The sequence below is a fragment of the Streptomyces sp. CMB-StM0423 genome, from assembly GCF_002847285.1.
In the GTDB taxonomy this organism is placed as follows: domain Bacteria; phylum Actinomycetota; class Actinomycetes; order Streptomycetales; family Streptomycetaceae; genus Streptomyces.
This window is the reverse complement of sequence record NZ_CP025407.1, coordinates 2,087,748-2,113,429: the sequence shown is the minus strand read 5'-3', so window position 1 is coordinate 2,113,429 and position 25,682 is coordinate 2,087,748. Positions and strand designations below refer to the sequence as shown.

Genomic DNA, 25,682 nt, shown 5'->3' with positions numbered 1-25,682 from the left:
GCGCCGCGGCCTCGTTACCCTGGAGTGGCTATGACACCACGAGCGACACCCACGGCCCGCCCCGCCCGTCTGAAGGTCCTCGCCGCCATGTCCGGCGGCGTGGACTCCGCCGTCGCCGCCGCCCGCGCCGCGGCGGCGGGGCACGACGTCACCGGGGTGCACCTCGCGCTCTCCGCCAACCCGCAGTCCTTCCGCACCGGCGCCCGCGGCTGCTGCACCATCGAGGACTCGCACGACGCCCGCCGCGCCGCCGACGTCATCGGCATCCCCTTCTACATCTGGGACCTCGCCGAGCGGTTCCGCGAGGACGTCGTCGAGGACTTCGTCAGCGAGTACGCCGCGGGCCGTACGCCCAACCCCTGCCTGCGCTGCAACGAGAAGATCAAGTTCGCGGCGCTGCTCGACAAGGCGCTCGCCCTCGGCTTCGACGCGGTGTGCACCGGCCACTACGCGAAGGTCGTCACCCGCGAGGACGGCGGCCGCGAGCTGCACCGCGCGGCGGACGCCGCCAAGGACCAGTCGTACGTCCTCGGCGTGCTGGACGAACGGCAGCTCGCGCACGCGATGTTCCCGCTCGGCGAGACCGAGACCACCAAGGCCGAGATCCGCGCCGAGGCCGCGGAGCGCGGGCTGTTCGTGGCCAGGAAGCCCGACAGCCACGACATCTGCTTCATCGCGGACGGTGACACCCAGGGCTTCCTCGCCCGCCGCCTCGGCGCCGCCGAGGGCGACATCCTGGACGAGTCCGGCGCCCGCGTCGGCACCCACTCCGGCGCGTACGGCTTCACCGTGGGCCAGCGCAAGGGGCTGGCCCTGGGGCATCCGGCCCCCGACGGGCGGCCGCGGTACGTGCTCGACATCTCGCCCGTGGACAACACCGTCACCGTCGGCCCCGCCGCGGCCCTGGACGTCGAGGCGCTGACGGCGATCTCGCCGCGCTGGTGCGGTGCGCCGCCGGCCGGCCCCGGCGCGTACACCGCCCAACTGCGCGCGCACGGCGGCGAGACGGCGGTGACCGCGGAGGTCGCCGGCGGCGAGCTGCGGGTGAGCTTCGCGGCGCCGGTACGCGGGGTGGCACCCGGGCAGGCCGTGGTGCTGTACGACGGCACGCGCGTGGTCGGCTCCGCGACCATCGCCACCACCCGCCGCGCGGGCGCACCGGCGGCGTAGCGCGGCCGGGGCGGCCTCGTGCGGCCAGGGCGGCGTTATGCGGCCAAGGCGGCGTTAGGCGGCCAGGGCCGCGTAGCCGCGGCCGAAACGCGCCGGTCCGCGGCCCCGGTGCCCGCGCGTACGGTGTGAGGCATGAACATCTGCGTCTTCCTCTCCGCGGCCGACCTCGACGAGCGCTACACGGCGCCCGCCCGCCACTTCGCCGAACTCCTGGGCAAGCGCGGGCACACGCTGGTCTGGGGCGGGTCGGACGTGGGGCTGATGAAGGTGGTCGCCGACGGGGTGCAGGAGCACGGCGGCCGGCTCGTCGGAGTCTCGGTGACGTTCCTGGCCGACAAGGCGCGTGCGGGCGCCGACGAGATGGTGATCGCCGGGGACCTCGCGGAGCGCAAGGCGGAACTGCTCGGCCGCTCCGACGCCGTCGTGATCATGGTCGGCGGCACCGGCACGCTGGACGAGGCCACGGAGATCCTGGAGTTGAAGAAGCACGGGCTGCACGCCAAGCCGGTGGTGCTGCTCAACACCGCGGGGTACTACGACGGGCTGCGGGCGCAGTTCCGGCGGATGGAGGCGGAGGGGTTCCTGCCGCTGCCGCTGACGGAGCTGATGTTCTTCGCCGACGACCCCGTGGCCGCCATGACGTACCTGGAGGCCCGTCCGGCGCGGTGACAGGATGACCGCATGAGCGAGAACACCCCTGCCACCACACATCTGATCACGGGCGCCGGCTCGGGCATCGGCGAGGCGCTGGCCCGGCGGCTGGCCGCGCGCGGGTCCGCCGGGCTCTGGTTCCTCGTCCGCAGCGAGGCCCGCGCCGCGGAGCTGGCGGAGCGCTTCCCGGGCGCGCACTCCGTCGTGGCCGACCTCGGTGCGCCGGGCGGCCTGGCCGACGCGCTGGCCGGACAGGAACTGCCCGCCGAACTGGACTCGCTGGTGCACGTCGCGGGCGTGGTGGAGCTGGGTCCGGTCGCGGAGACCACCCCGAAGGTCTGGGACGAGACGCTGGCGGTCAACCTGACGGGGCCCGCGGAGCTGACCCGGCTGCTGCTGCCGCGGCTGCGGGCGGCGCGGGGGCACGTCGTGTTCGTCAACTCCGGCGCCGGGCTGAGCGCGGGGCCCGGGTGGGGCGCGTACGGCGCGAGCAAGCACGGGCTGAAGGCGCTGGCCGACGCGCTGCGCGCGGAGGAGGCCGGCAGCGGCGTGCGGGTCACCACGGTCTACCCGGGCCGCACCGCCACGCCGATGCAGGCCAAGGTGCACCAACAGGAGGGCCGGGAGTACGAGCCGGGGCGCTGGATCGACCCCGAGTCGGTGGCGACGACCCTGCTGACGGCCCTGGACCTGCCGCGCGACGCCCAGCTCACCGACGTCTCCGTCCGCCCCGGCCCGTAGCGAGGCGGCACTTTCGGCATACCCTCACCTCGTGACTCAGACAGCGACGCGCCCCTGGGGTGCAGGTGCCGCCACCGGCGTGGGCTCCATGCCAGGCGAGGACGCACGGGAGACCGCGCGCACCGTGACCGGCGAGGTCGGCGACTTCCCCTTCCTGCCCGAACTGCCCGGCCGCGGGCCCGGCGCCGACATGGTCGGCCGCAGCGTCGGGATGCTCGTCGACGTCTACGCCCACCTGCAGCCCAGCGGCTGGCGCACCGCCGACCGGCCGGGGATGGACACCCGCAGGGCGCGCTCCTGGCTGGGCGAGGACCTGGACGCGCTGGAGGAGTTCACCCAGGGCTACGCGGGACCGCTGAAGGTCCAGGCCACCGGGCCGTGGACGCTGGCCGCCGCGCTGGAGCTGAAGGGCGGCGAGGCCGCGCTGCGGGACCCGGGCGCCTGCCGCGACCTGGCGGCCTCGCTCGCCGAGGGGCTGCGCGCCCATCTGGCGGAGGTACGCCGCCGGGTGCCCGGCGCCGAGGTGGTGCTGCAGCTCGACGAGCCGTCCGTGACCGCCGTGCTCACCGGCCGGGTCGCCACCGCCAGCGGCTACCGCACCTACCGCGCCGTGGACCGCGCCGTCGTCGAGGGCACCCTGCGCGAGGTGATCGCCGCCGCCGGCGCCACCGGCCCGGCCGGCACCCCGGTGGTCGTCCACTCCTGCGCCCCGGACGTGCCCTTCGCGCTGCTGCACCGCGCGGGCGCCGCGGCCGTGTCGTACGACGCGGCGCTGCTGACCCAGCGCCAGGACGAGGCGGTCGGCGAGGCCGTGGAGGGCGGTCTCGGGCTCTTCGCGGGCGTCGTGCCGGCGACGGCGAACGCGTCCGCGGGCACGCCCGCCGGTGCGGGTCCGATGTCAGACCCTGCAGGTAGCGTCGGGGGTGTCAGGACGTTGTGGCGCAGGCTGGGGCTGTCGCCGCAGGCGCTCGCCGGCAGTGTGGTGATCACTCCGGCGTGCGGCCTCGCGGGCGCAGACCCGGAGTACGCCCGCCGGGCCCTCGCCCACTGCGTCCGTGCGGCAGGGTCCCTCGCCCGGGACCCGGAGTGACAACGGGAGGCCGGTGTGGGTGCGGACAGCGTGGCGCGTGAGCGTCATCGGCTGCTGGCGGAGCAGATCGAGGAGCACCGCTTCAGGTACTACGTGACGACGCCCGTCATCAGCGACGCCGACTTCGACAAGCTGCTGCGGGAGCTGGAGGCGCTGGAGGAGGAGCACCCGGAGCTGCGCACGCCCGACTCGCCGACCCAGAAGGTCGCAGGGGTGTACGAGACGGAGTTCACCTCCGTCCAGCACCGTGAGCGGATGCTCTCCCTGGACAACGCGTTCACGGACGAGGAGCTGGACGCCTGGGCCGACCGGATGGCCAGGGAGCTGGACCCGCAGCCGTACCACCTGCTGTGCGAGCTGAAGGTCGACGGCCTCGCGGTCAGCCTGACGTACGAGCACGGCCGGCTGGTCCGCGGCGCCACCCGCGGCGACGGCCGCGCCGGCGAGGACATCACGCCCAACATCCGCACCATCGGCGAGATCCCGCACCGGCTCCAGGGGGAGAACATCCCGGATCTCGTGGAGATCCGCGGCGAGGTGTACTTCTCGCTCGGGGACTTCCAGAAGCTCAACGCGGACCTGGTGGCCGAGGGCAAGCCCCCCTTCGCCAACCCGCGCAACTCCGCGGCCGGTTCGCTGCGCCAGAAGAACCCCCAGATCAGCGCCTCCCGCCCGCTGCACATGGTGGTCCACGGCATCGGCGCGCTCGAAGGCGCCCGCTTCGACCGCCTCTCCGGGGCGTACGACCTGCTCAAGGAGTGGGGCCTGCCCACCTCGCCGTACACGAAGGTGGTCGACGGCATCGACGGCGTACGGGCCTACATCGCCGGCTACGCCGACCGCCGGCACGACGTGGCGTACGAGTTCGACGGCGTCGTGGTCAAGCTCGACGAGATCGCCCTCCAGGGCCGCCTGGGCTCCACGTCCCGCGCGCCGCGCTGGGCCATCGCGTGGAAGTTCCCGCCGGAGGAGGTCAACACCAAGCTGGTCGACATCCGCGTCGGCGTCGGGCGCACCGGCCGGGTCACGCCGTACGCGGTGGTCGAGCCGGTGACGGTGGCGGGATCCGAGGTCGAGTTCGCCACGCTGCACAACCAGGACGTGGTCAGGGCCAAGGGCGTCCTCATCGGCGACACGGTCGCGCTGCGCAAGGCGGGCGACGTGATCCCCGAGATCATGGGCCCGCTGAGCGACCTCAGGGACGGCAGTGAGCGGGAGTTCGTGATGCCCGCGGAGTGCCCCGAGTGCGGGACGGCGCTCAAGCCCATGAAGGAGGGCGACATCGACCTGCGCTGCCCCAACGCCCGCTCCTGCCCCGCCCAGCTCCGCGAGCGGCTGTTCTATCTCGCAGGCCGCCGCTGCCTGGACATCGAGAACTTCGGGTACGTCGCCGCGACGGCGCTCACCCAGCCGCTGGAGCCGGCGGAGCCGCCGCTCAGGGACGAGGGCGGCCTGTTCGACCTGAAGGTCGAGGACCTGCTGCCCATCAAGTCGTACGTCCTCGACCAGGACACCGGACTGCCCAAGCGCGACCCGGAGACGGGCGAGGAGAAGGTCGTCACCTTCTTCGCCAACAAGGAGGGCAACCCGAAGAAGAACACCGAGCTGATGCTCGGTCACATCCGGGCCGCCAAGGACCGGCCGCTGGCCCGGGTCATCGCCGGGCTGTCCATCCGGCACGTCGGCCCCGTCGCCGCGGAGGCGCTGGCCCGCGAGTTCCGCTCCATCGACCGGATCATGGCGGCGAGCGAGGAGGAGCTGGCCGCGGCCGAGGGCGTAGGGCCCACCATCGCGGCCTCGCTGACGCAGTGGTTCGCCGAGGACTGGCACCGCGAGATCGTCGAGCGCTGGCGCGCGGCGGGCGTGCGGATGGAGGAGGAGGCGAAGGAGTCGGAGGGTTCGCGTCCGCTGGAGGGTCTGACGGTCGTCGTCACGGGCACGCTCCAGTCGCACACCAGGGACGGCGCGAAGGAGGCACTGCAGACCCGGGGGGCCAAGGTGACGGGTTCGGTCTCGAAGAAGACCGACTTCGTCGTCTCCGGCGACAACCCCGGGTCCAAGTACGACAAGGCCGTGCAGTTGAAGCTCGCCATCCTCGACGACGCGGGCTTCGCCGTCCTTTTGGAGCAGGGCCCCGACGCCGCCCGCGACGCCGCCCTGCCCCCGCCCGAGTAACCGCCGGGGCCCGGCTGTTCGAGTGCTGACCGAAACCCGGCGAGTCGGGGGCAATCGGGCGACCGCAGCCGATCGCCGCCCCGAACCGGCTTTCGCGGCCTAGTGTGGACGGGCGCGCCGACGCGCGCCCAGGCGGTGAGAGGGACGGGATGCGACCGACGGAGAGCACGGAACCGGCGCCGGTGCTGCGCCGGTTGGTGCTGCCCGCCCTGCCGTGGCTGGCGCAGGCCGCGGGCGGCCTGGTGTTCGCCCTCGGGGCGCTGTACGGGCTGCGGCAGGGCCACGCGCTCTTCCCGCGCGGCACCGCGGGCTGGGGCCTGGCCGTCCTGACGGCCGTCCTCATCGCCCATCTGGTCGCACCCGGCCGCGACCGCTGGTCCGGCGGCAACGGCTCGTCGGCCGCGCTCACCCTCGCCGTGCTGCTGCTCTACGGCTGGATCCCGGCCGTCGCCGTCAGCCTGCTGGTCATCCTCGCGGTCGCCCTCGTCCGCCGGCCGCACCGCCGCCAGGCGCCGCTGCACGGGGCCGTCGAGATCCTCGGCATCTCGACGGCCGCCCTGGTGCTGTGGACCTGCGGCGAGCACCCGACCGTCGAGGAGCCCTGGGAGCCGGGCTCCTGGGACCTGTACGCGCTGCCCGAGCTGATCGCGGCCGCCCTGGCGTACGTCCTGGTGACCCGCGTGCTCACCTGGTACGGGGACCCCGGCCACCGCGAGGGCCCCGGCCTGCTCGCCCGCGCCGCTCTCACCCGCCAGGGTCTGGGCGGCGCCGCGCTGCTCGGTATCGCGCCGCTCATCATCGTCGTGGCCGTCAACACCCCCGTGCTGCTGCCGCTGTTCGCCGTGCCGCTCATCGCGCTCGACTCCAGCCTGTGGATGGCCCGCGCCCGCGCCGAGGAGCAGTTGCGCGACCCGCTGACCGGGCTGCCCAACCGTCAGTGGCTGCTGGAGCGCACCTGGCACGCCCTGGGCGAGGCCGAGAGCACCGGCCGCCGCGCCGCCCTCATCCTCATCGACCTCGACCGCTTCCGCGCCGTCAACGACACCCTCGGCCACCGCGCCGGCGACCGGCTGCTGCTCCAGCTCGCCGGCCGGCTGCGGCTCGCGCTGCCCCGCGGCGCGGAGGCCGCCCGCCTCGGCGGCGACGAGTTCGCCGTGCTCATCCCGCTGACCGACTCCGCCACGAGCGCCCAGCGGGTGGCCCGTACGCTCGTCGCCGCCCTCGGCTCCCCCCTCGACCTCGACGGGATGAGTCTGGTGCTGGAGGCCAGCGCCGGCGTCGCCGTCTACCCCGAGCACGCCACCGAGACCGAGGGCCTGCTCCAGCGCGCCGACGTGGCGATGTACCAGGCCAAGCGGGACCGCAGCGGCGTCGAGGTCTACGAGGCCCGCCGCGACGGCAACACCCCCGACCGGCTCGGCCTGCTGGGCGACCTGCGCCGGGCGCTCCAGGCCCGCGAGATCGCGCTGCACTACCAGCCGAAGGTCGGCTTCGACGGCCGCGTCGTCGGCCTGGAGGCCCTGGTCCGCTGGGCGCACCCGGAGCGCGGGCACGTGAACCCCGAGGAGTTCATCGCCATCGCCGAGACCTCGGGCCTGATGCCGGTGCTCACCGAGTACGTGCTGGAGACCGCGCTCGCCCAGGTCGCCGACTGGCGCGCGGCCGGCCTCCAGGTCCCCGTCGCCGTCAACGTCTCGCCGCGCGACGTGCACACGCCCGGCTTCGCCGGCGCCGTCGCCGCCCGCCTCGCCCGGCACGGCGTGCCGCCCGGCGCGCTCCAACTGGAGATAACGGAGCACGTGCTGCTGGAGGACCCGCAGCGCGCGGCCGACACCCTCGCCGGGCTCACCGGGCACGGCGTGAAGATGTCGCTCGACGACTTCGGCACCGGCTACTCCTCGCTGGTCCATCTGCGCCGGCTGCCGGTCAGCGAGTTGAAGATCGACCGCTCGTTCGTCGCCCGGCTGGCGGTCGACCCGGAGGACCTGGAGATCGTCCGCTGCACGGTCGACCTCGCGCACTCCCTCGGGCTGCGCGTCGTCGCCGAGGGCGTCGAGGACGACGAGACCTGGGAGCACCTGCGCGACCTCGGCTGCGACGCGGTGCAGGGCTGGCTCGTCGCCGCGGCCATGCCGCCTCAGGAGGCCACCGCCTGGCTGCGCGCCCGCGGTCCCGGACCCGCCGGGGCCAGGGCGCTGCCGGCCGCGCCGCCCGCCGCGCGCGCCGCGGACGAGCCGGCGGCGGCCGGGTCCCTGCCGCAGCCGGGTGAGGCGGAGGAGCCGGTGAAGCCGGTGAAGTGACCGCGCCCTGCCGCAGTAGCGCACCCGGCCGGGCGAACTGTCGCGTACCGCCGGGGCGGCCGTGCGGGCGGCCGGAACCGCCCCGCCGGGAAACCCGGTCGGGCGCACCGCCCCGCGCCCCATAGGATTGCCCCGAAACCGTCACACCACCCTGTGAGGATGACCCGCATGCCTGGCATCACGCGCGAGGAGGTCGCCCACCTCGCCCGGCTGGCGCGCCTGGAGCTGAGCGGCGAGGAGCTGGACCACTTCGCCGGCCAGCTCGACGCCATCATCGGCGCGGTCGCCCGCGTCGCCGATGTGGCCGGCGAGGACGTACCGCCGACCAGCCACCCGCTGCCCCTGACGAACGTCATGCGCCCGGACGCCGTCCGGCCGAGCCTGACCGCGCAGCAGGCGCTCTCCGGCGCGCCCGCGCAGGAGCAGCAGCGTTTCAAGGTGCCGCAGATCCTGGGGGAGGAGTGACCGTGGCGGACAGCTCGGGAATCATCAGGCAGACCGCGGCCGGGACCGCCGCGCAGATCGCCGCCGGCGACGTCAGCGCCGTCGAGGTGGCGGAGGCCCATCTCGCCCGCATCGACGCCGTGGACGAGAAGGTGCACGCCTTCCTGCACGTCGACCGCGAGGGCGCGCTCGCGGCGGCGCGCGCCGTCGACGCCCGGCGCGAGCGCGGCGAGGAGCTCGGCCCGCTGGCCGGCGTGCCGCTGGCGCTCAAGGACATCTTCACCACCGAGGGGGTGCCCACCACCGCGGGGTCGAAGATGCTCCAGGGCTGGGTCCCGCCGTACGACGCGACCGTGACCCGGCGGCTGAAGGAAGCCGGCGTCGTCATCCTCGGCAAGACCAACATGGACGAGTTCGCGATGGGCTCCTCCACCGAGAACAGCGCCTACGGCCACACCGGCAACCCCTGGGACCTCACCCGGATCCCCGGCGGCTCCGGCGGCGGCTCGTCGGCCGCCGTCACCGCGTACATGGCGGCGCTGGCCATCGGCACCGACACCGGCGGCTCCATCCGCCAGCCCGCGTCCGTCACCGGCACCGTCGGCGTCAAGCCGACCTACGGCGGCGTCTCGCGGTACGGGATGATCGCGTTCTCCTCCAGCCTCGACCAGGGCGGCCCGTGCGCCCGTACGGTGCTGGACGCGGCGCTGCTGCACGAGGTGCTGGCCGGCCACGACCCGATGGACTCCACCTCCATCGACGCCCCCGTCCCGGCCGTCGTCGAGGCCGCGCGCCACGGCTCGGTGGCCGGGATGCGCGTCGGCGTGGTCAAGGAGTTCCGCGGCGAGGGCTACCAGCCGGGCGTCATGCAGCGCTTCGACGAGGCCGTCGAGCTGCTGCGCGAGCTGGGCGCCGAGGTCGTGGAGGTGTCCTGCCCGGCGTTCGACAAGGCGCTCGCGGCGTACTACCTGATCGCGCCCGCCGAGGTCTCCTCGAACCTCGCCCGCTACGACGGCCTGCGCTACGGCCTGCGGGCGGGCGACGACGGCACGCACTCCGCCGAGGAGGTCACCTCGCTGACCCGGGCGGCGGGCTTCGGCCCCGAGGTCAAGCGCCGCATCATGCTCGGCACGTACGCGCTCAGCTCCGGCTACTACGACGCCTACTACGGCTCGGCGCAGAAGGTCCGCACCCTCATCACCCGCGACTTCGAGCGCGCCTACGAGCAGGTCGACGTGCTCGTCTCGCCGACCACCCCGACGACCGCGTTCCCGATCGGCGAGCGGGTCGACGACCCGATGGCGATGTACCTCGCCGACCTGTGCACCATCCCGTCCAACCTGGCCGGCAACGCCGCCATGTCGCTGCCCTGCGGCCTCGCGCCGGAGGACGGGCTCCCGGTGGGGCTGCAGATCATCGCCCCCGCCATGGCCGACGACCGGCTCTACAAGGTCGGTGCCGCGGTGGAGGCCGCGTTCACCGACCGGTGGGGCCACCCCCTGCTGGAGGAGGCACCCGCCCTATGAGCAAGTTCGCCAAGGCCAAGGACTTCAAGAAGTCCAAGGCCGGTGTGTACATCTCCCTCACGTCCACGCTCTTCGGCGTGATCGGCGTCGCCAAGCAGATGAAGCAGGCGCGCTTCGACGAGGACCGGCTGCGTCAGCTCGACGCCGCGGTGTCCGCCGCCGCCATCGCCACCGGCGTCGCCCTGCTGGTGCGGGAGCTGCGCCGGATGAACGACGACGACATCCTCGCCGGCTGAGCGGGCCGCGCCGGGGTCGAGAGGCTGGAAGAGAGCTGTGACTGTCACGTACGAGGACGCCCTCGCGACGTACGAGCCGGTGCTGGGCCTGGAGGTCCACGTCGAGCTCGGCACCGCGACCAAGATGTTCTGCGGCTGCGCCACCGCGCTGGGCGCCGGGCCCAACACCCAGACCTGCCCCGTCTGCCTCGGCCTGCCCGGCGCGCTGCCGGTGGTCAACGAGACGGGCGTGGAGTCCGCGGTCAAGATCGGCCTGGCGCTCAACTGCGAGATCGCCGAGTGGTGCCGCTTCGCCCGGAAGAACTACTTCTATCCGGACATGCCGAAGAACTTCCAGACCTCGCAGTACGACGAGCCCATCGCGTACGACGGCTACCTCGACGTCGAGGTCGACGGCGAGGTCTTCCGGGTCGAGATCGAGCGCGCCCACATGGAGGAGGACACCGGCAAGTCCACCCACGTCGGCGGTGCCACCGGGCGGATCCACGGCGCCTCGCACTCGCTGCTGGACTACAACAGGGCCGGCATCCCGCTGATCGAGATCGTCACCAAGCCGATCACCGGTGCCGGCGCCAAGGCGCCCGACGTGGCGAAGGCGTACGTGGCCGAGCTGCGGGAGCTGATCAAGGCCCTCGGGGTCTCCGAGGCCCGCATGGAGCAGGGCCAGATGCGCTGCGACGTGAACCTGTCGCTGATGCCCGCCGGCGCCACCGTCTTCGGTACCCGCAGCGAGACGAAGAACGTCAACTCGCTGCGCAGCGTCGAGCGCGCGGTGCGCTCCGAGGTCGTCCGGCACGCCGAAGTCCTCGACGGCGGCGGCAAGATCGTCCAGGAGACCCGCCACTTCCACGAGGACACCGGTACCACCACCTCGGGCCGTACCAAGGAGGAGGCGGAGGACTACCGCTACTTCCCCGAGCCCGACCTCGTGCCGGTCGCGCCCGCCCGCGCCTGGGTGGAGCAACTGCGCGCCGGGCTGCCGGAGCTGCCGCGGCTGCGCCGCAACCGGCTGCGCGAGGAATGGGGCGTCTCCGCGCACGACATGCAGTCCATCCTCAACGCCGGGGCCATCGGCCCGATCGTCGCCACCATCGACGCGGGCGCGGACGCCACCGCGGCGCGCAAGTGGTGGATGGGCGAGCTGGCCCGGCGGGCCAACGAGGACGGCCTCGAACTGGCCGCGCTGGCGATCACGCCGGAGCAGGTCGCGCGGGTGGCGGCGCTGGTCGCGGAGGGCAAGCTGAACGACAAGCTGGCCCGCCAGGTCATCACCGGCGTCCTGGACGGCGAGGGCACCCCGGACGAGGTCGTCGACAAGCGCGGTCTTGCCATCGTCAAGGACGAGGGCGCGCTCGGCGCCGCGGTCGACGAGGCCATCGCGGGCAACCCGGCCATCGCGGACAAGATCCGCGGCGGCAAGGTGCAGGCGGCCGGGGCGCTGGTCGGCGCGGTCATGAAGGCCACCCGCGGGCAGGCGGACGCCGCCCGTGCCCGGGAGCTGATCATGGAGAAGCTGGGCGTAGCGGACTGATCGTGTGAAAAAGGCCACTCACCGGACAAACGATCTCCCGCACCTGTAACAGTGGCAGCGCAGGTGCAGGAGTCTTTGAGGGCCGACCTCCCTGAAAGATCGTGAATATCCCAGGGAGCCGCCCGTGTCCGGTCTCGCCCGGTGGTGTCTACGCCGCCGCCTGGTCGTGGTCCTGCTCTGGCTCGCCGCCTTCGCCGGGACCGCCGTCGCGGCGACCCTGCTGGGGCCGGCGTACTCGAACGACTACGACGTCCCGGGCACCGAGTCCGGACGGGCGCAGGTGCTCATGGCCGAGGCGTTCCCCGGCATGGACGGCGTCGCGGACTCCGTCGTCTGGCACGACGACGGCGGGGTGCGCGACGCGCAGACCCAGGAGCGGGTGGACGCGGCGCTGACGGAGATCGCCGGGCTGCCGGGGGTCGCGGAGGTGACCGGCCCCCACGGCTCGTACGCCGCCGGCGAAGCCGGCGTGGCCACCGGGAACGGTGCCGGCGACGGCGGGGCGGTCAGCGCCGACGGGCGCACGGCGTACGCGACCGTCACCTACGACGGCGCCGTGGACGACCTGGCGACCGGAGACGTCCGCAAGGTCGTCGAGACCGCGGAGACGGCGGCGGGCGACGGTCTGGAGGTCGCCGTGGGCGGCCCCGGGGCCGGGCTGCTCCAGGCGCCGTCCATGCACTACGGCGAGGCCGTCGGGGTGGTCGTCGCGGCGGTCGTGCTCTTCGTCGCGTTCGGGTCGCTCGCCGCGATGGCGCTGCCGATCGCGACCGCGCTGGTCGGCGTCGGCACGGCGTACTGGTGCGTCACGCTCCTCGGCCACGCCATGGCCGTCGCCGACTTCGCCCCCATGCTCGGCATGCTCGTGGGCCTCGGCGTCGGCATCGACTACGCCCTGTTCATCGTCACCAGACACCGGCGCGGGCTGCGCGAGGGGCTGCCCGTCGGCGAGGCCGCGCAGCGCGCCGTCGCCACGGCCGGGCGGGCCGTGGTCTTCGCCGGCGTCACCGTGTGCATCGCGCTGCTCGGCATGCTCGTGCTGCGGCTGAACTTCCTCACCGGCGTCGCCGTCGCCGCCTCGCTGACCGTGGTGCTCACCGTCGCTGCCTCGATCACGCTGCTGCCGGCGCTGCTCGGCGTCATCGGCATGAAGGCCCTCAGCCGCCGCGAGCGGCGCGCGCTCGTCGAAAACGGCCCGCGGCCCGAGGTGCCGCGCGGGCTCGCCGCCCGCTGGGCCGTCCTGGTGCAGCGCCGGCCGCGGCTGCTGGGCGCGCTCGCGCTGGTGCTGATGAGCGTCCTCGCGCTGCCCGTCGCCGCGCTCCACCTGGGCAGCTCCGACCAGGGCAACCATCCCGCGAGCGCCACCACCAGGCAGGCGTACGACATGATGGCCGGGGGTACCGCCCATGCCGGAGGCTCTGGGGGAGGCTTCGGCCCCGGCAGCAACGGCCCGCTCACGCTCGTCGCCCACCTCGACGGCGCCGGCGACCGGGTGGCCTTCGACTCGCTGCCCGAGACGCTGCGCGGCACCCCGGGCGTCGCCGACGCCACCGCCGCGGTGCACGGCAAGGGCGGCGGCACCGGAATGATCACCGTCACCCCGGAGACCGCGCCCCAGGACGAGGCGACGTCGGACCTGGTCGACAGGCTGCGCTCGGACGTGCTGCCGGAGGCCGCCGACGGCACGTCGATGCAGGTGCACGTGGGCGGGATCACGGCGGGACAGGACGACTTCGCCGAGGTGATCGTCGGCAAGCTGCCGCTCTTCGGCGGCGTCGTGATCGCGCTGGGCTGCCTGCTGCTGCTGGTGGCGTTCCGCAGCGTGGGCGTACCCCTGAAGGCCGCGCTGATGAACGTGCTGGCCGTGACGGCGTCCTTCGGGGTGGTCGTGGCCGTCTTCCAGTGGGGCTGGGGGGCCGGGCTGCTGGGGCTGGACGCCACCGGGCCGATCGAGCCGTTCCTGCCGGTGATCATGATCTCGGTGCTCTTCGGGCTCTCGATGGACTACCAGGTCTTCCTGGTCAGCAGGATCTACGAGGAGTGGCGGGCGACCCGCGACAACCGGCGGGCGGTACGGGTCGGACTCGCCGAGACCGGCCGGGTCATCAACTGCGCGGCGCTCATCATGATCGCGGTCTTCTCGGCGTTCGCGCTGGGCGGGGACCGGATCATCGCGATGTTCGGGGTGGCGCTGGCCGCGGCGGTGGCGCTGGACGCCTTCGTGCTGCGCACGCTGCTGGTGCCGGCGCTGATGCACCTGCTGGGCCGGGCCAACTGGTGGCTGCCCGGCTGGCTGGAGAAGCGGCTGCCGCACATCGGCATCGAAGGGCCCGGGGAGCCGGCGGCGGCCGAGCACATCCGGCTGCCGGAGGAGACGGCCGTACGTTAATACTCCTCTCAGACGGGCCGCCTACGGTGCCCGGCATGACTGCACTATCGAAGACCGACCAGGGGGCCGGCGCCGCCGGGACCGACGCCGAGGACGCCACGGGGGCGGCCGGCACCGCGAAGACCGCGGACCCGGCGGACGCGCCGGCGGCGGACGAGGCCGCGTACGACGACACGGCGGAGGCCGCCGACGGCGCCGCGCCGGGGGAGCACGACGGCGACGCGGACGACGACGAGCCCGGCGAGCTGCCCCCCGCCGCCCGCGCCTCCACCGGCGTGGCCGCCGGCGCCGCGGCCATCGTGGGCGCCGCCCTGGGCCTCGCCTCGCTGACCGGCACCTGGCTCGCCGACCTGGTCTCCGCCCGCCGGGAGCTGACCGGCCAGCTCGAATCCGCCAACGGCACCGCCGCCGAGCAGATCTCCGCCGCGTACGGCACCCCGTGGCACACCATCGCCCTCTTCAACGGCCTCACCGCGGTCGTCGCCCTGATCGTGTCGGCGGCGGTGCTCGTCCGCCCGGCGTTCGGCGACAGCGGCCTGCGGCCCGTGGTGTGGGTACGGGCCGTGGCCGTCGCGGGGCTGGTGCTGGGCCTGCTCGGGCTGGTGATCGCGGCCGTCATGCGCTTCGACGTCTTCGCCGACCTGCCCACCGTGCCCGGCCAGTGAGAAAACCGATTCCACGCTGTCAGTGCAGCGTGCGATGCTCGACAGCGTGCAGAGCCGATCCATCAGCCCGGTGTTCGCAGGCCGTCATGACGAGTTGAAGACCCTCGACGCCGCGCTCGCCCGCGCCGCGCTCGGCGAGCCGCAGGTGCTGCTCGTGGGGGGCGAGGCAGGCGTGGGCAAGAGCCGGCTGCTGGACGAGTTCCTGGAGGCGGCGCAGGACGCCGGCGCGGTCACCGCGGTCGGCGGCTGTCTGGAGCTGGGCGCGGACGGCCTGCCGTTCGCCCCGTTCGCCACGGCGCTGCGCATGCTGCACCGCAAGGTCGGCGCCGAGCTGACGGAGCTGGCCGCGGGGCAGGAGCCGGTGCTCGCCCGGCTGCTGCCCGACCTGGGCCCGGTCACCGAGGAGCCGCACGGCCAGGACAGCCGGGCCCGGCTCTTCGAGCTGACCGTCGGCCTGCTGGAGCGGCTGGCCGCGGGGCGCACCGTGGTGCTGGCCCTGGAGGACCTGCACTGGGCGGACCGCTCCACCCGCGAGCTGCTCGGCTATCTCGTCCGCTCGGTCCAGGGCGCCCGCCTCGTGGTCCTCATGACGTACCGCTCGGACGACGTCCACAGGCGCCATCCGCTGCGCCCCTTCCTCGCCGAGCTGGACCGGCTGCGCTCCGTGCAGCGGCTGGAGCTGGCCCGGCTCAGCGAGGACGAGGTGCGCAGCCAGCTCGCCGGCATCCGCGGCGTGGCCGAGCCCGAGCGCGAGCTGACCGCCGAGGTGTACGCGCGCAGCGAGGGCATCCCCTTCTTCGTCGAGGAGCTGGCCCTCAGCGACGACGCGGGCCGTCTCAGCGACTCCCTCCGGGATCTGCTGCTGGTACGGGTCGAGGCGCTGTCCGAGGGCGCCCAGCGCGTGGTGCGCCTCGCCGCGCGGAACACGCGCGTCCCGCACGCCCTGCTCGCGGTCGTCTCCGGCCTCACCGAGGACGAGCTGATCGAGGGCCTGCGCGCCGCCGTCGGGGCGAACGTGCTGGTGCCCGACGAGGAGGGCGAGGCGTACCGCTTCCGGCACGCGCTGCTGCGCGAGGCCGTGCTCGACGACCTGCTGCCCGGCGAGCGCACCCGCCTCAGCAGGCGGTACGCGGAGGCCCTGGAGGCCGACCCCGGGCTGGTCGCGGCGGAGGAGCGGGCGACCCGCCTGGCGAGCTACTGGTACTACGCGCGCGATCCCGCCAAGGCCCTGCCCGCCGTGCTCCACGCCGCCCTGGAGACCCGCGCCCGGCACGCCTACGCCGAGCAGCTCAAGCTGCTGGAGCGAGCGCTGGAGCTGTGGGACGAGGTGTCGCCCGAGGAGCGCCGCGGGCTGCCTTCGCAGGGCGGTTTCGAGTCGTATCCGCCGTGCGGCTGCGGGGACCGGCCGGAGGAGATCGAGCTGCACCTGGTCGACCTGCTGGCGCACGCCGCGTTCGCGGCCCGGCTCGACCACCAGTGGGAGCCGGCGCTGAAGTTCGTGAAGAAGGCGCTCAAGGTCGTCGACGAGACGCAGGACCCGCTGCGCGCCGCCTGGTTCTGGCTGGAGCGCTCCAAGCTCATCGCGCTCGCCGGCCGCGGCGACGGCCGCGCGGAGCTGACCCGGGCGCACGAGCTGATACACGACCTGCCGGCCTCGGCCACCCACGCCGACGTGCTCGCGCAGGTGGCGATGTGGGAGCTGCTGCACGCCTCCGACCTGGACAGCATGGCGCTCGCCGAGCGCGCCGTCGAGCTGGCCCGGCAGGCCGGCGCCGTGGACGTCGAGCTGGGTGCGCGGATCACGCTGTGCACGCTGCGTTCGGCCAAGGGCGACTCCGACGCCTGGATCGCCGAGTTGTACGAGATACGGGAGCTGGCCGGGCAGCGCGGCGCCCATCGCCAGATGGGCCGCGCGTGTATCAACCTCTGCGACGCGCTGGAGAAGGCCGGCCGGTCCGCGGAGGCGGTCGAGGCGGGCCTGGCCGGCATGAAGGACATGTACGGCCGCGGGCTGTACGACGCCGCCGCCTTCGCCGCGCTCAACGTCGTGGAGTCGCTGACCTCGCTGGGCGAGTGGGACCGCGCCGAGCAGATGCGCCAGGAGTGGAAGCGGCACGCGGCCGGCTCCCGCACCGGCGCGTCGGTGGCGCTGCGGCGGGCCCAGCTCGCGCTGCTGCGCGGGGAGTTCGAGCTGGTGCCGGAGCTGATCGCCGCGGCCCGCAGGTACCGGGGGCGCAACGACGGCGAGCCGCAGTACGAACTGCCGTTCGCCGCGGTGGAGATGAGCGCCCTGTGGACGCTGGGCCAGGCGCCGGAGGCGCTCGACCTGCTGGAGCGGCACCTCGCGCTGCTGCCGCTGTCCGGCCAGGAGGCGTACGTCTGGCAGCTCCTGGTCGCCGGTGCCCGGCTGGCGGGGGACGTCGCCGGGGTGCCGGGCGTGCCGGAGGCGCGGCGGGCGGAGATCGTGGCGCGGCTGGCGGACGCGGCGGCGGGCCTGCCGGCCGAGGGGCCGCCCTGGACGCCGTCGTCCCGCCTCTTCACCGCCGAACTGGCCCGCGCCCGCGGGCTCGCCGACTCCGTCGTATGGGCGGCGGCCGCCGCGGCGTACGAGCCGCTGAGCCACCCGCACACGCTGGCCCACATCGCGTACCGCCGGGCGGAGGCGCTGCTCGCCGGCGCCCCGGGCGGCGGCGCGGCGGCCCGCGACATCGCGGCCCCCCTGCTGGCCGAGGCGCACGCGACGGCGGTCCGCCTCGGCGCGGCCCCGCTCCGCGAGTCCGTGGAGCACCTCGCCGGCCGCGCCCGCGTCCCCCTCGGCCGGGCCTCCCGCCCGCCGGCGGACCCGGTGGAGTCGCTGGGCCTGACGGCCCGCGAGACGGACGTGCTGCGGCGGGTGGCGGCGGGGCGGAGCAACCGCGAGATAGCGGAAGAGCTGTTCATCGCGCCGAAGACGGCGAGTGTGCACGTGTCGAACCTGATGGCGAAGCTGGGTGTGTCGAACCGGGGCGAGGCGGCCGCGATGGCGCACCGCCTGCGCCTCTTCGAGGACTAGCCGGGACGTCATCGTTCGTGGCCGGTGAAGCGGCAACGTTCGGGTCCGGCGTCATGGTGCCGGGGGCCGGGGGCCGGCTGTTTCGCTGATGTCGGCGGTGGTCGGCACGTGGCGGGGCGTTCCGCCGCGGGTGGTGCGGATCATGGCTCGTCCGATGCCGGTGCTGCTGGTGATGTGACGCGGGGCGATGCGGCGGATCACGGGGGGCCAGGGGCTGGTCTTGGCGGTGGTGCCGGGCAGGGGGGCGATGCTGCTGGTGCTGGTCTTCCTGTACGAGGCGCTGCCCGAGGAACTGGTGTTCCGCGGCTACCTCCAGCGCAACCTGCACACCGAACTGCCCGCCGGGCAGGCGGTCGTCGTCCAGGGCGTGCTTTTCATTGCTCTTCGGCTTCCTCGTCGGGGTCGCCCGGTCGCCCTTCCGGCTCTTCGTCGGCGAGGGCGCGGCCTTCGAGGTGGCGGGGGAGGGCGTGTTCGGCGTGCTCGCGCTCGGCGGGCTGCCGTTCCTCGCCGCCTGGACGTATCTGGACCGGCGGCACCGCGCCGCGCTCGACTGGTCCGCCACCGCGCCGTAGCCCCCGGCCGCCGCCCGGGGGCGTAGGGCCGGGCGCATACGGCCGGATGTCAGGCGCTCTCGAAGAGGCGCATCCGGTGCGCCAGGGCCGCTGCCTCGCCGCGGTTGGACACCCCGAGCTTGGCCATCAGGTTCGACACGTGCACGCTCGCCGTCTTCGGCGAGATGAACAGCTCCTCGGCGATCTGCCTGTTGCTCCGCCCCGCGGTGACCAGCCGCAGCACGTCCGTCTCCCGCGCCGTCAGCCCCAGCGCCTCCGCCGGATCAGCGGGCGCCGGCGCCGGCGCCGCCGCATCGCCGGGAGCCACGAGCGGGATCCGCGCGCGCGCCGCCACCTGCTCGACGCCGTCGCGCAGCGGCGCCGCGCCCAGTGCCTCCGCCGCCGCGTGCGCCTGCCCGAGCAGCCGCGCCGCCCGCCCCCGTACGGGCCCGGCCGCGCCGCCCGCGAGCAGCGCCTCCGCCCACCGGTACCGCACCCAGCCCAGCTCGTGCGGCCGCTCCAGCGGCTCCAGCGCCGACGCCGCCGCCTCCCACAGGGCCACCTCGGCGCCGCCCCGCGCCCGGCCCAGCTCCGCGACGAAGTACCGCTGCCACGCCACCCAGATCGGCGTCGGCGTGTCCAACTGCCCCGCCGCGCGCTCCAGCCGGTCCAGCAGCTCGTCGCGGCCGTCCGCCGTCCCCGGCAGCCCGCGCGCGTCGCCCTCGGCCGCCGCCGCGGAGACCAGGAGCTGCCACAGATACGACTCGTGCCCCAGCTCCGGCAGCTTCACCAGCCCTTCGGCGAGCATCGCCCGCGCTTCCTCGTACTGCCCGCGCTCCATCAGGATCCGCGCGCCGATCTGCACCATGCGAAAGGCGCCCTGCGGCTCCGCCTGGCTCGCGCCCGCCTCTTCGCGCGCCTCGGCGAGCAGTTCACCGGCCCGGTCGGTGTCCCCGCGGTACAGCGCCAGCCAGGCGGCGGCGAGGGAGGCGAACGCGCGGGTACGGGCCTGGGCCCCGTACGACCGCAGCCGGGCGAGGTCCGCCTCGGCGGCGTCCCACTCGCCGACGGACATCATCGCGTCGACCATGTTGCACCCGATGAAGGCGATCGAGTCGCGCAGGCCCTGCTTCCTGGCCGCCGCGAGACCGCCGCGCGCCGCCTCGATCGCCTCGCGGGACCTGCCGGTCATCTCCAGCACGGACGCGAGGTTGTTGTGCGCCCGGCCGATGACGGTCGGCGCCCCGCTGCGGTCGGCGGCGTCGCGCAGCTCGTACAGCTCGGCGATGCCGCGGGCGACGTCGGCGGCGTGCGTACGCAGCGTGGCCAGCGTGATCCGCGCGTGCAGCTCGACCTCCGCGGCGCCGACCAGCCGCGCCTGCTCCACCGCGCTCTCCGCCAGCGGGATGCTCGCCGGATCCGGGCTGTGCAGCATCTTCCACAGCGCGGCCGTCGCCAGCACGTCCGCCTTCACCGGCGACGGCGGCCGGTCCGCCACCAGCTCCTGCGCCTTGCCCAGCTCCGCCCAGCCGTCGGCGCCGCCGCTGTTCACGACCTGCCACTGCCGCTCCAGCCAGAACCACGCCGCCCGCTCCGGCTCCGCCTCCTCGTCGAGCAGCTCCAGCGCCCGACGGGTCAGCGTGCGCGCCTGCTCGTGCGAGTCGTCGAGACGGGCGGCGACGGCGGCCTCGGCGAGCAGATCGACGAAGTGCAGGTGGGGCTGGTCGGCGCAGCGGCACAGCGGGTACGACTCGGCGTAGCGCGCGGCGGGCAGGGCGCGCAACTGCTCCTCCGGCACCTCGTCCCACAGCTCGACGGCCCGCCGCAGCAGGGCCAGTTGCTCGGCGAAGGCGTGCCGCATCCCCGCCTCGTCGGCCGCCTTGAGCGCGGCGGGCAGCGCCCGGGCCGGGTCACGGGCCGCGTACCAGTGGCTGGCCAGCCGGGCGGCGTGCTCCTCCGCGCGGACCAGCGAGGGGTCTGCCGCGAGCGCCTCGGCGTAGCGCCGGTGCAGCCGGGAGCGCTCGCCGGGCAGCAGGTCGTCCCCGGTGGCCTCGCGCAGCAGCGCGTGCCGGAAGCGGTAGCTGTCGGCGCCGGGGCCGCCCGCCGCGGGCATCAGGATGCCGGCGTCGACCGCGGGCCGCAGCGCCTCGATCAGCTCCTCCTCGCCCTGCCCCGACACCGCGAGCAGCAGCCCGAACTCCACGGTCGAGCCGGCCTCCGCGGCGGTCCGCAGCACCCGCTGCGTCGCCTCCGGCAGCGTCTCGACCCGGACGAGCAGCAGGTCGCGCAGCGACTCCGACAGCGCGTCCGGCGAGCCGCCGCAGTCCAGCAGGGCGGTCAGCTCCTCGACGAAGAAGGGGTTGCCGTCCGAGCGCTGGAAGATCGTGTCCACCAGGTGGGGCAGCGGCCCGGCGCCGCGGATCGCGGTGAGCTGGCCGATCACCTCCTGCCGGGAGAAGCGCGCCAGCTCCAGCCGCTCGACCGTGCGCAGCCGCTCCAGCTCGGCGAGGAAGGGGCGCAGCGGGTGGCGGCGGTGGATGTCGTCCGAGCGGTACGTGCCCAGCAGCACGACGCGGGCACCCTGGAGGGACCGGATGAGATAGCCCAGCAGCTCCCGGGTGGAGCGGTCCGACCAGTGCAGGTCCTCCAGGACCAGCACCACCGTCCGCTCGGCGGCCAGCTTCTCCAGCAGCCGGGCGGCGTGCTCGAAGAGCCGGGCCTTGGCCTCGACGTCGTGCCGGTCCCCGGGCTCCTCCGCGCCGCCGGCGCCGGCCAGCTCGGGCAGCAGGCGGGCCAGCTCGGCCTCGCCGCCGCGGGCGGCCCGCGCCAGCTCGTCGCCGAGCGCGCGGTGCAGCGCGCGCAGCGCGGTGGCGAACGGCGCGAACGGCAGCCCTTCGGCTCCCAGCTCCAGACAGCCGCCGACGGCCACCACGGCACCGGCCCGCTCGGCGCGGCCGGCGAACTCCTCCACCAGCCGGGTCTTGCCCACCCCGGCCTCGCCGCCGACCAGCAGGGCCTGGGGCACGCCGGCACCGGCCCGCTCCAGGGCGGTGCCGAGGGAGCGCAGCTCGCCGGCGCGGCCGACGAGCACGGGGCTCACGCACGAGATCGTCACAGTTGAGAGCATCGCACAGCCTTACGACACGGGGGCAGCCCGGCGAAGGCGTGAGGGAGGGGCCGCGGACGACGAGAGCGCCCGGCCCGCGGTGCGCGGGTGGGCGCTCTCCGGTCCGGTCCGGGCGAGGGGGTCCAGGCCCGGTCTCCGGTGGGGGCGGCGGCCGCTGCTCAGCGGGGCAGCGGCCGGCCGCCCGGGGTCCCCGGGTCCGGGGGCGGGGTCCCGTCTCCCCGCGGCCCGGACCGTACGCCGGTCCGCCGCTCCGTACGGCACGTCACGCGGCCTTCACCCAGCGGGCCAGGACGCGCGCCCGGCGGGCCGCGCGGCGCTGCTCCCGGCGGGCGGCGGCCGCCTCGCGGGCGAGGCGGTACTGCGCCGCCTCGCGGCGCAGGTCGGCGGAGCGGGTCTCGTGCATCTGGTACGCGAACATCTCTTTCTCCCCTGCGTTTTGGCTGGTCTCCTGCGGTGTGACTCCAGCTTCGCGGCCCAGGGGGGTCCGCCGCATCGGGAGACTTCCGCATCTACGGGCGCCCGCCGCCTTACCCGGGGCACCTACGCGCGCGTACATGCCTAAGGCCCCCGGGGATTCGCGCCACCGGGGGCCTCAGGTGCCTTATGTCCGCCGCCGGCCGCCTCAGACGGCGCCGGATCCGCAGGTCGCGGCCGTACGCCCCTACGCGTCCTCGAAGAGCCGGAGGCGGTGTGCCGTCGCCGCGGCCTCGCCGCGGGCGGAGACGCCGAGTTTGGCCATCAGGTTGGACACGTGCACGCTCGCCGTCTTCGGCGAGATGAACAGCTCTTCGGCGATCTGCCGGTTGCTGCGGCCCGCCGTCACCAGCCTCAGCACCTCCTGCTCCCGCGACGTCAGCCCCAGCGCCCGTACCGGGTCCGCCGGGGCCGGGTCGGGGCCGCCGAGGGACACCCGGGCGCGGGAGGCCAGCGCCGTGACCGCCGTGCGCAGGGGGACGGCGCCGAGGGCGCCGGCCGTCGCGTGGGCGTCGGCGAGGAGGGGCGCGGCGGCTCCCCGGTCGCCGGCGGCCAGCAGCGCCTCCGCCCACCGGTGCCGTACCCGGGCCAGCTCGTACGGCCGGTCCAGCGGCTCGAACGCGGCCGCCGCCGCGGCCCACGGCGCCGGGTCGGGGTCGCCTGCGGCGCGGGCCAACTGCGCGCGCAGGAGCAGCGCGTGCGCCGCCCACACCGGCGCCGAGCAGGACAGCCCCGCCGCCGCCGTACGGATCCGCGCCAGCGCCGCGGCGCTGCCCCGGGCGAACGCCGGCACCCGCCGCCCGTCCCCCTCGGCCTCCGCCGCCACCTCCAGCAGCAGCCACGCGTACCGGTGCACGCCAGGCGCCAGCCCGGCGTCGACGGTGCGGGCGGCCTCCTCGCGGGCGCCCGTCAGGTCGCCGCGCGCCGCCGCGACCGCAGCCGTCAGCGTGCTCAGCGGGATCGCCATCTGCGGCTGCGTCTGCTGCGGCCCGAGCCGGTCGCGGGCGGTGGCCAGCAGCGCCTCCGCCCGCGCCACGTCGCCGCGGAACAGCGCCAGCCGGGCGCGGGCCTGGACGAGGTTGCCGTACGTCAGGGCGACGACCGCGTCCCGCTCCGCCCGGCCGGCGACGCTCTCCGCCTCGTCCCAACGGCCCATCGCCACCAAGGAGTCCACCTGGTTGCCGAGCGAGAACGCCACCTTGTCGCGCCGTCCGCGGCTCGCCGCCGCCCGCGCCGCGTCCGCGGCGACCTCCGCCGCCTCGCGGGAGCGGCCCAGGTTCTCCAGCGCCGCGGACAGGTTCAGCTCGGCGCGCGCCGCCGCCGTGTAGTCGCCGCTGCGCCGGGCCCGGTCGCGGGCCGTGCGCAGGATGTCCAGGCCCACTTCCTCGCGGCCGGAGTCCTCCAGGTGGATGCCGAGCATCACCTGGGCGTTCAGCTCCAGGTTCTCCTCGCCGGCCGCGGCGGCGGTACGTACCGCCAGCTCGGCCGCCGCCAGTCCCTCCGGCCGGCCGGGCCGGTGCAGCATCTCCCAGCTCGCCGCGGCCGTCAGCGCCAGCGCCGGGACCCGCGACGGCGGCAGGTCCCGTATCAGCCGCAGCGCGTGGTCCAGCTCGGCGCGGCCGTCGCCGCGCGCCAGGTCCTCCACCAGCCAGTGCCGCTGCACCCAGAACCACGCCGCGCGCAGCGGCTCGGCGGCCTCGTCGATGGCCTCCAGCGCGCGCCGGGTGAGCGCCAGCGCCCGTTCCCGCTCGTCCGCGAGCCGGGCGGCGACGACGGTCTCGGCGAGCAGGTCCAGCTCGGTGAGCGGGGTGTCCGCCGCGCCCGTCTCGTAGTCCTCGATGCGGTCCGCGGGCCGCAGCCGGGCGCAGACCTCCGCCGGCACGTCGTCCCACAGCTCCATCGCCCGCTTCAGCAGCTCGTACTGCTCGGCGAAGGCGTGCCGGCAGCGCGCCTCCACCGCAGCCGCCAGCACCGCGGGCAGCGCCCGCGCGCTGTCCCGGCCGTGGTGCCAGTGGCGGGCGATGCGGGTGAGGCGCTGCTCGGCCCGGACGAGCGTGGGGTCGGCCTGGAGCACCTCGGCGTAGCGGCGGTTGAGCCGGGAGCGCTCGCCGGGCAGCAGGTCGTCGCGGACCGCCTCGCGCAGCAGCGCGTGCCGGAAGCGGTACGACTCGCCGTCCTCGTCGGGTACGAGCACGTTGTCGGTGACGGCCGCGCGCAGCGACTCCAGCAGCGCGTCCTCGCCCTCGCCGGTGACGGCGGCGAGCAGCGCGTGCTCCGCGTGGCTGCCGGCCTCGGCGGCGACCCGTACCACCCGCTGGGCGGGCTCGGTCAGCCGCTCGACCCGGACGAGGAGCAGATCCCGCAGCGACTCGCTGAGGCTGCAGTCGGGGTTGGCCGACAGTTCCTCGACGAAGAAGGGGTTGCCCTCGCTGCGCCGGAAGATGTCGTCGGCGTGGGTGGGCTTCGGCACGGTGCCGTGGATGCCGGTGAGCTGGGCGGCGACCTCGTCGCGGCTGAGCCGGGCCAGCTCGATGCGGCGTACGGAGCGCAGCCGGTCCAGCTCGGCGAGGAAAGGGCGCAGGGGGTGGCGGCGGTGGACGTCGTCGGAGCGGTACGTCGCCAGCACCACGAGCCGGGTGGCCTGCATGGTGCGGAAGAGGAAGGAGAGCAGCTCGCGGGTGGAGCGGTCGGACCAGTGCAGGTCCTCCAGGGCGAGGACGACGGTGCGGTCCGCGGCCAGCCGCTCCAGGCTCTGCGCCGTCAGCTCGAAGAGGCGGGTGCGCCCGTCGCGCTCGTGCGGCGGGGCGCCGGCCGGGGGCGCGTACGAGGAGTCGGGCAGCAGCCGGGACAGCTCGTCCTCGCGGCCGCCGACGGCCGCGGCGATCGCCTCGTCGCCCAGCTCGCGCTGCAGCGCCCGCAGGGCGGTGGTGAAAGGGGCGAACGGCAGCCCGTCCGCGCCCAGCTCGACGCAGCCGCCGGCCGCGGTCACCGCGCCCGCGGCCCGCGCGGCGGCCAGGAACTCCTCCACCAGACGGGTCTTGCCGACCCCGGCCTCGCCCGACACCACGAACGCCTGCGGCTCGCCCGCGGAAGCGCGGGCGAGCGCGGCGTCGAGCGTCTTGAGTTCTTCCGTGCGCCCTGCGAGTACGGGGCTGAGGCGGACGGCTCTCACGCCGCCGAGGATGTCATGCGCCTCGGCCCCGGCGACAGGTGCCGGCGGGGCGGCCATCCTCAGGCCGCCTTCACCCAGCTCCCGCGGCGGGCGGCGGCCCCGCCCGGCTCGCCCGCGCCGGCCGCGCCGCGGCGGCGGGCCCGGCGGGCTGCGGTGGCGCCGCGCGCCATCCGGTACTGCTCCGCCTCGCGGCGCAGCTCGGCGGACCTGGCCCGGTGGATCTCGTAGTCGTACATCTTCGCTCCCCTGTGAGTCGGCGTCCCCGCCGTGTTCTCCCTGTGCCTCAAGACTCGTCCCCCAGGGGGGTGCGGCGCATCGGGCGACTTCCTCATCTCCGCGCGCCCGGCGCCTTAGATGCCCGCACCGGCCGGGCCCCGCGGCCTAAGGC

At 75.1% G+C, this 25,682-nt stretch carries 18 protein-coding genes and 1 pseudogene; 15 read left to right on the top strand and 4 right to left on the bottom strand.

Annotation, left to right across the window (positions count from 1 at the left end; translation table 11 throughout):
* The first annotated feature begins 30 nt into the window (after nt 1-30).
* From mnmA to CXR04_RS35140, 15 genes and pseudogenes are all read left to right on the top strand, one after another.
* A complete protein-coding gene (gene mnmA, locus CXR04_RS08785; RefSeq protein WP_199850425.1) occupies nt 31-1,170 on the top strand; it encodes a tRNA 2-thiouridine(34) synthase MnmA in 1,140 nt (379 codons plus the stop codon).
* Between the two features lie 132 nt (nt 1,171-1,302).
* On the top strand, nt 1,303-1,839 hold the full coding sequence (locus CXR04_RS08780) for a TIGR00730 family Rossman fold protein (protein WP_101421292.1): 537 nt from the start codon (nt 1,303-1,305) through the stop codon (nt 1,837-1,839).
* A gap of 12 nt (nt 1,840-1,851) precedes the next feature.
* Entirely contained in the window at nt 1,852-2,562 is a 711-nt protein-coding gene (locus tag CXR04_RS08775) for an SDR family oxidoreductase (protein WP_101421291.1), read from the top strand.
* A gap of 31 nt (nt 2,563-2,593) precedes the next feature.
* Nucleotides 2,594-3,652 (top strand): methionine synthase, encoded by a 1,059-nt coding sequence (locus CXR04_RS08770; RefSeq protein WP_101421290.1) that lies wholly within the window; start codon nt 2,594-2,596, stop codon nt 3,650-3,652.
* A gap of 15 nt (nt 3,653-3,667) precedes the next feature.
* The gene (ligA, locus tag CXR04_RS08765) at nt 3,668-5,827 is read left to right on the top strand and encodes an NAD-dependent DNA ligase LigA (protein WP_101421289.1); all 2,160 of its coding nucleotides are present in this window, start codon (nt 3,668-3,670) and stop codon (nt 5,825-5,827) included.
* A 149-nt stretch (nt 5,828-5,976) separates the two neighbouring features.
* A complete protein-coding gene (locus tag CXR04_RS08760; protein ID WP_101421288.1) occupies nt 5,977-8,127 on the top strand; it encodes a putative bifunctional diguanylate cyclase/phosphodiesterase in 2,151 nt (716 codons plus the stop codon).
* A 168-nt stretch (nt 8,128-8,295) separates the two neighbouring features.
* Nucleotides 8,296-8,592, top strand: coding sequence for an Asp-tRNA(Asn)/Glu-tRNA(Gln) amidotransferase subunit GatC (gene gatC / locus CXR04_RS08755; RefSeq protein ID WP_018838916.1), 297 nt, complete (start codon nt 8,296-8,298; stop codon nt 8,590-8,592).
* A complete protein-coding gene (gene gatA, locus CXR04_RS08750) occupies nt 8,589-10,097 on the top strand; it encodes an Asp-tRNA(Asn)/Glu-tRNA(Gln) amidotransferase subunit GatA (RefSeq protein WP_101421287.1) in 1,509 nt (502 codons plus the stop codon). The genes gatC and gatA overlap by 4 nt, the downstream gene beginning before the upstream one ends.
* Nucleotides 10,094-10,333 carry a hypothetical protein gene (locus CXR04_RS08745; RefSeq protein ID WP_101421286.1) on the top strand — a complete coding sequence of 80 codons (240 nt, stop codon included), beginning with the start codon at nt 10,094-10,096 and terminating at the stop codon, nt 10,331-10,333. Before gatA ends, CXR04_RS08745 begins: the two co-directional genes overlap by 4 nt.
* 37 nt (nt 10,334-10,370) lie before the next feature.
* Nucleotides 10,371-11,864 carry an Asp-tRNA(Asn)/Glu-tRNA(Gln) amidotransferase subunit GatB gene (gene gatB, locus CXR04_RS08740; RefSeq protein WP_101421285.1) on the top strand — a complete coding sequence of 498 codons (1,494 nt, stop codon included), beginning with the start codon at nt 10,371-10,373 and terminating at the stop codon, nt 11,862-11,864.
* 124 nt (nt 11,865-11,988) lie between these two features.
* Nucleotides 11,989-14,253 (top strand): MMPL family transporter, encoded by a 2,265-nt coding sequence (locus CXR04_RS08735; RefSeq protein ID WP_101421284.1) that lies wholly within the window; start codon nt 11,989-11,991, stop codon nt 14,251-14,253.
* A gap of 35 nt (nt 14,254-14,288) precedes the next feature.
* A complete protein-coding gene (locus tag CXR04_RS08730) occupies nt 14,289-14,918 on the top strand; it encodes a hypothetical protein (protein WP_101421283.1) in 630 nt (209 codons plus the stop codon).
* 34 nt (nt 14,919-14,952) lie between these two features.
* Nucleotides 14,953-17,970 (top strand): helix-turn-helix transcriptional regulator, encoded by a 3,018-nt coding sequence (locus CXR04_RS08725; RefSeq protein WP_101421282.1) that lies wholly within the window; start codon nt 14,953-14,955, stop codon nt 17,968-17,970.
* Nucleotides 17,971-18,157: 187 nt separating this feature from the next.
* A pseudogene (locus CXR04_RS36870) lies at nt 18,158-18,307 on the top strand (CPBP family glutamic-type intramembrane protease); the annotation flags it as partial.
* Nucleotides 18,308-18,347: 40 nt separating this feature from the next.
* Nucleotides 18,348-18,542, top strand: a complete 195-nt coding sequence (locus CXR04_RS35140; protein ID WP_199850423.1) for a hypothetical protein — start codon at nt 18,348-18,350, stop codon at nt 18,540-18,542.
* Nucleotides 18,543-18,591: 49 nt separating this feature from the next.
* Here CXR04_RS35140 and CXR04_RS08715 read toward each other — a convergent pair whose 3' ends face one another.
* The 4 genes from CXR04_RS08715 to CXR04_RS35130 all read right to left on the bottom strand — a co-directional run bounded on the left by CXR04_RS08715 (nt 18,592) and on the right by CXR04_RS35130 (nt 25,530).
* A complete protein-coding gene (locus CXR04_RS08715) occupies nt 18,592-21,612 on the bottom strand; it encodes a helix-turn-helix transcriptional regulator (protein WP_101426265.1) in 3,021 nt (1,006 codons plus the stop codon).
* 298 nt (nt 21,613-21,910) lie between these two features.
* Nucleotides 21,911-22,066 (bottom strand): hypothetical protein, encoded by a 156-nt coding sequence (locus tag CXR04_RS35135; RefSeq protein WP_199850422.1) that lies wholly within the window; start codon nt 22,064-22,066, stop codon nt 21,911-21,913.
* 243 nt (nt 22,067-22,309) lie between these two features.
* Nucleotides 22,310-25,351 (bottom strand): helix-turn-helix transcriptional regulator, encoded by a 3,042-nt coding sequence (locus tag CXR04_RS08705; protein WP_101421280.1) that lies wholly within the window; start codon nt 25,349-25,351, stop codon nt 22,310-22,312.
* 2 nt (nt 25,352-25,353) lie between these two features.
* The gene (locus tag CXR04_RS35130; RefSeq protein WP_199850421.1) at nt 25,354-25,530 is read right to left on the bottom strand and encodes a hypothetical protein; all 177 of its coding nucleotides are present in this window, start codon (nt 25,528-25,530) and stop codon (nt 25,354-25,356) included.
* Nucleotides 25,531-25,682: the final 152 nt, after the last annotated feature.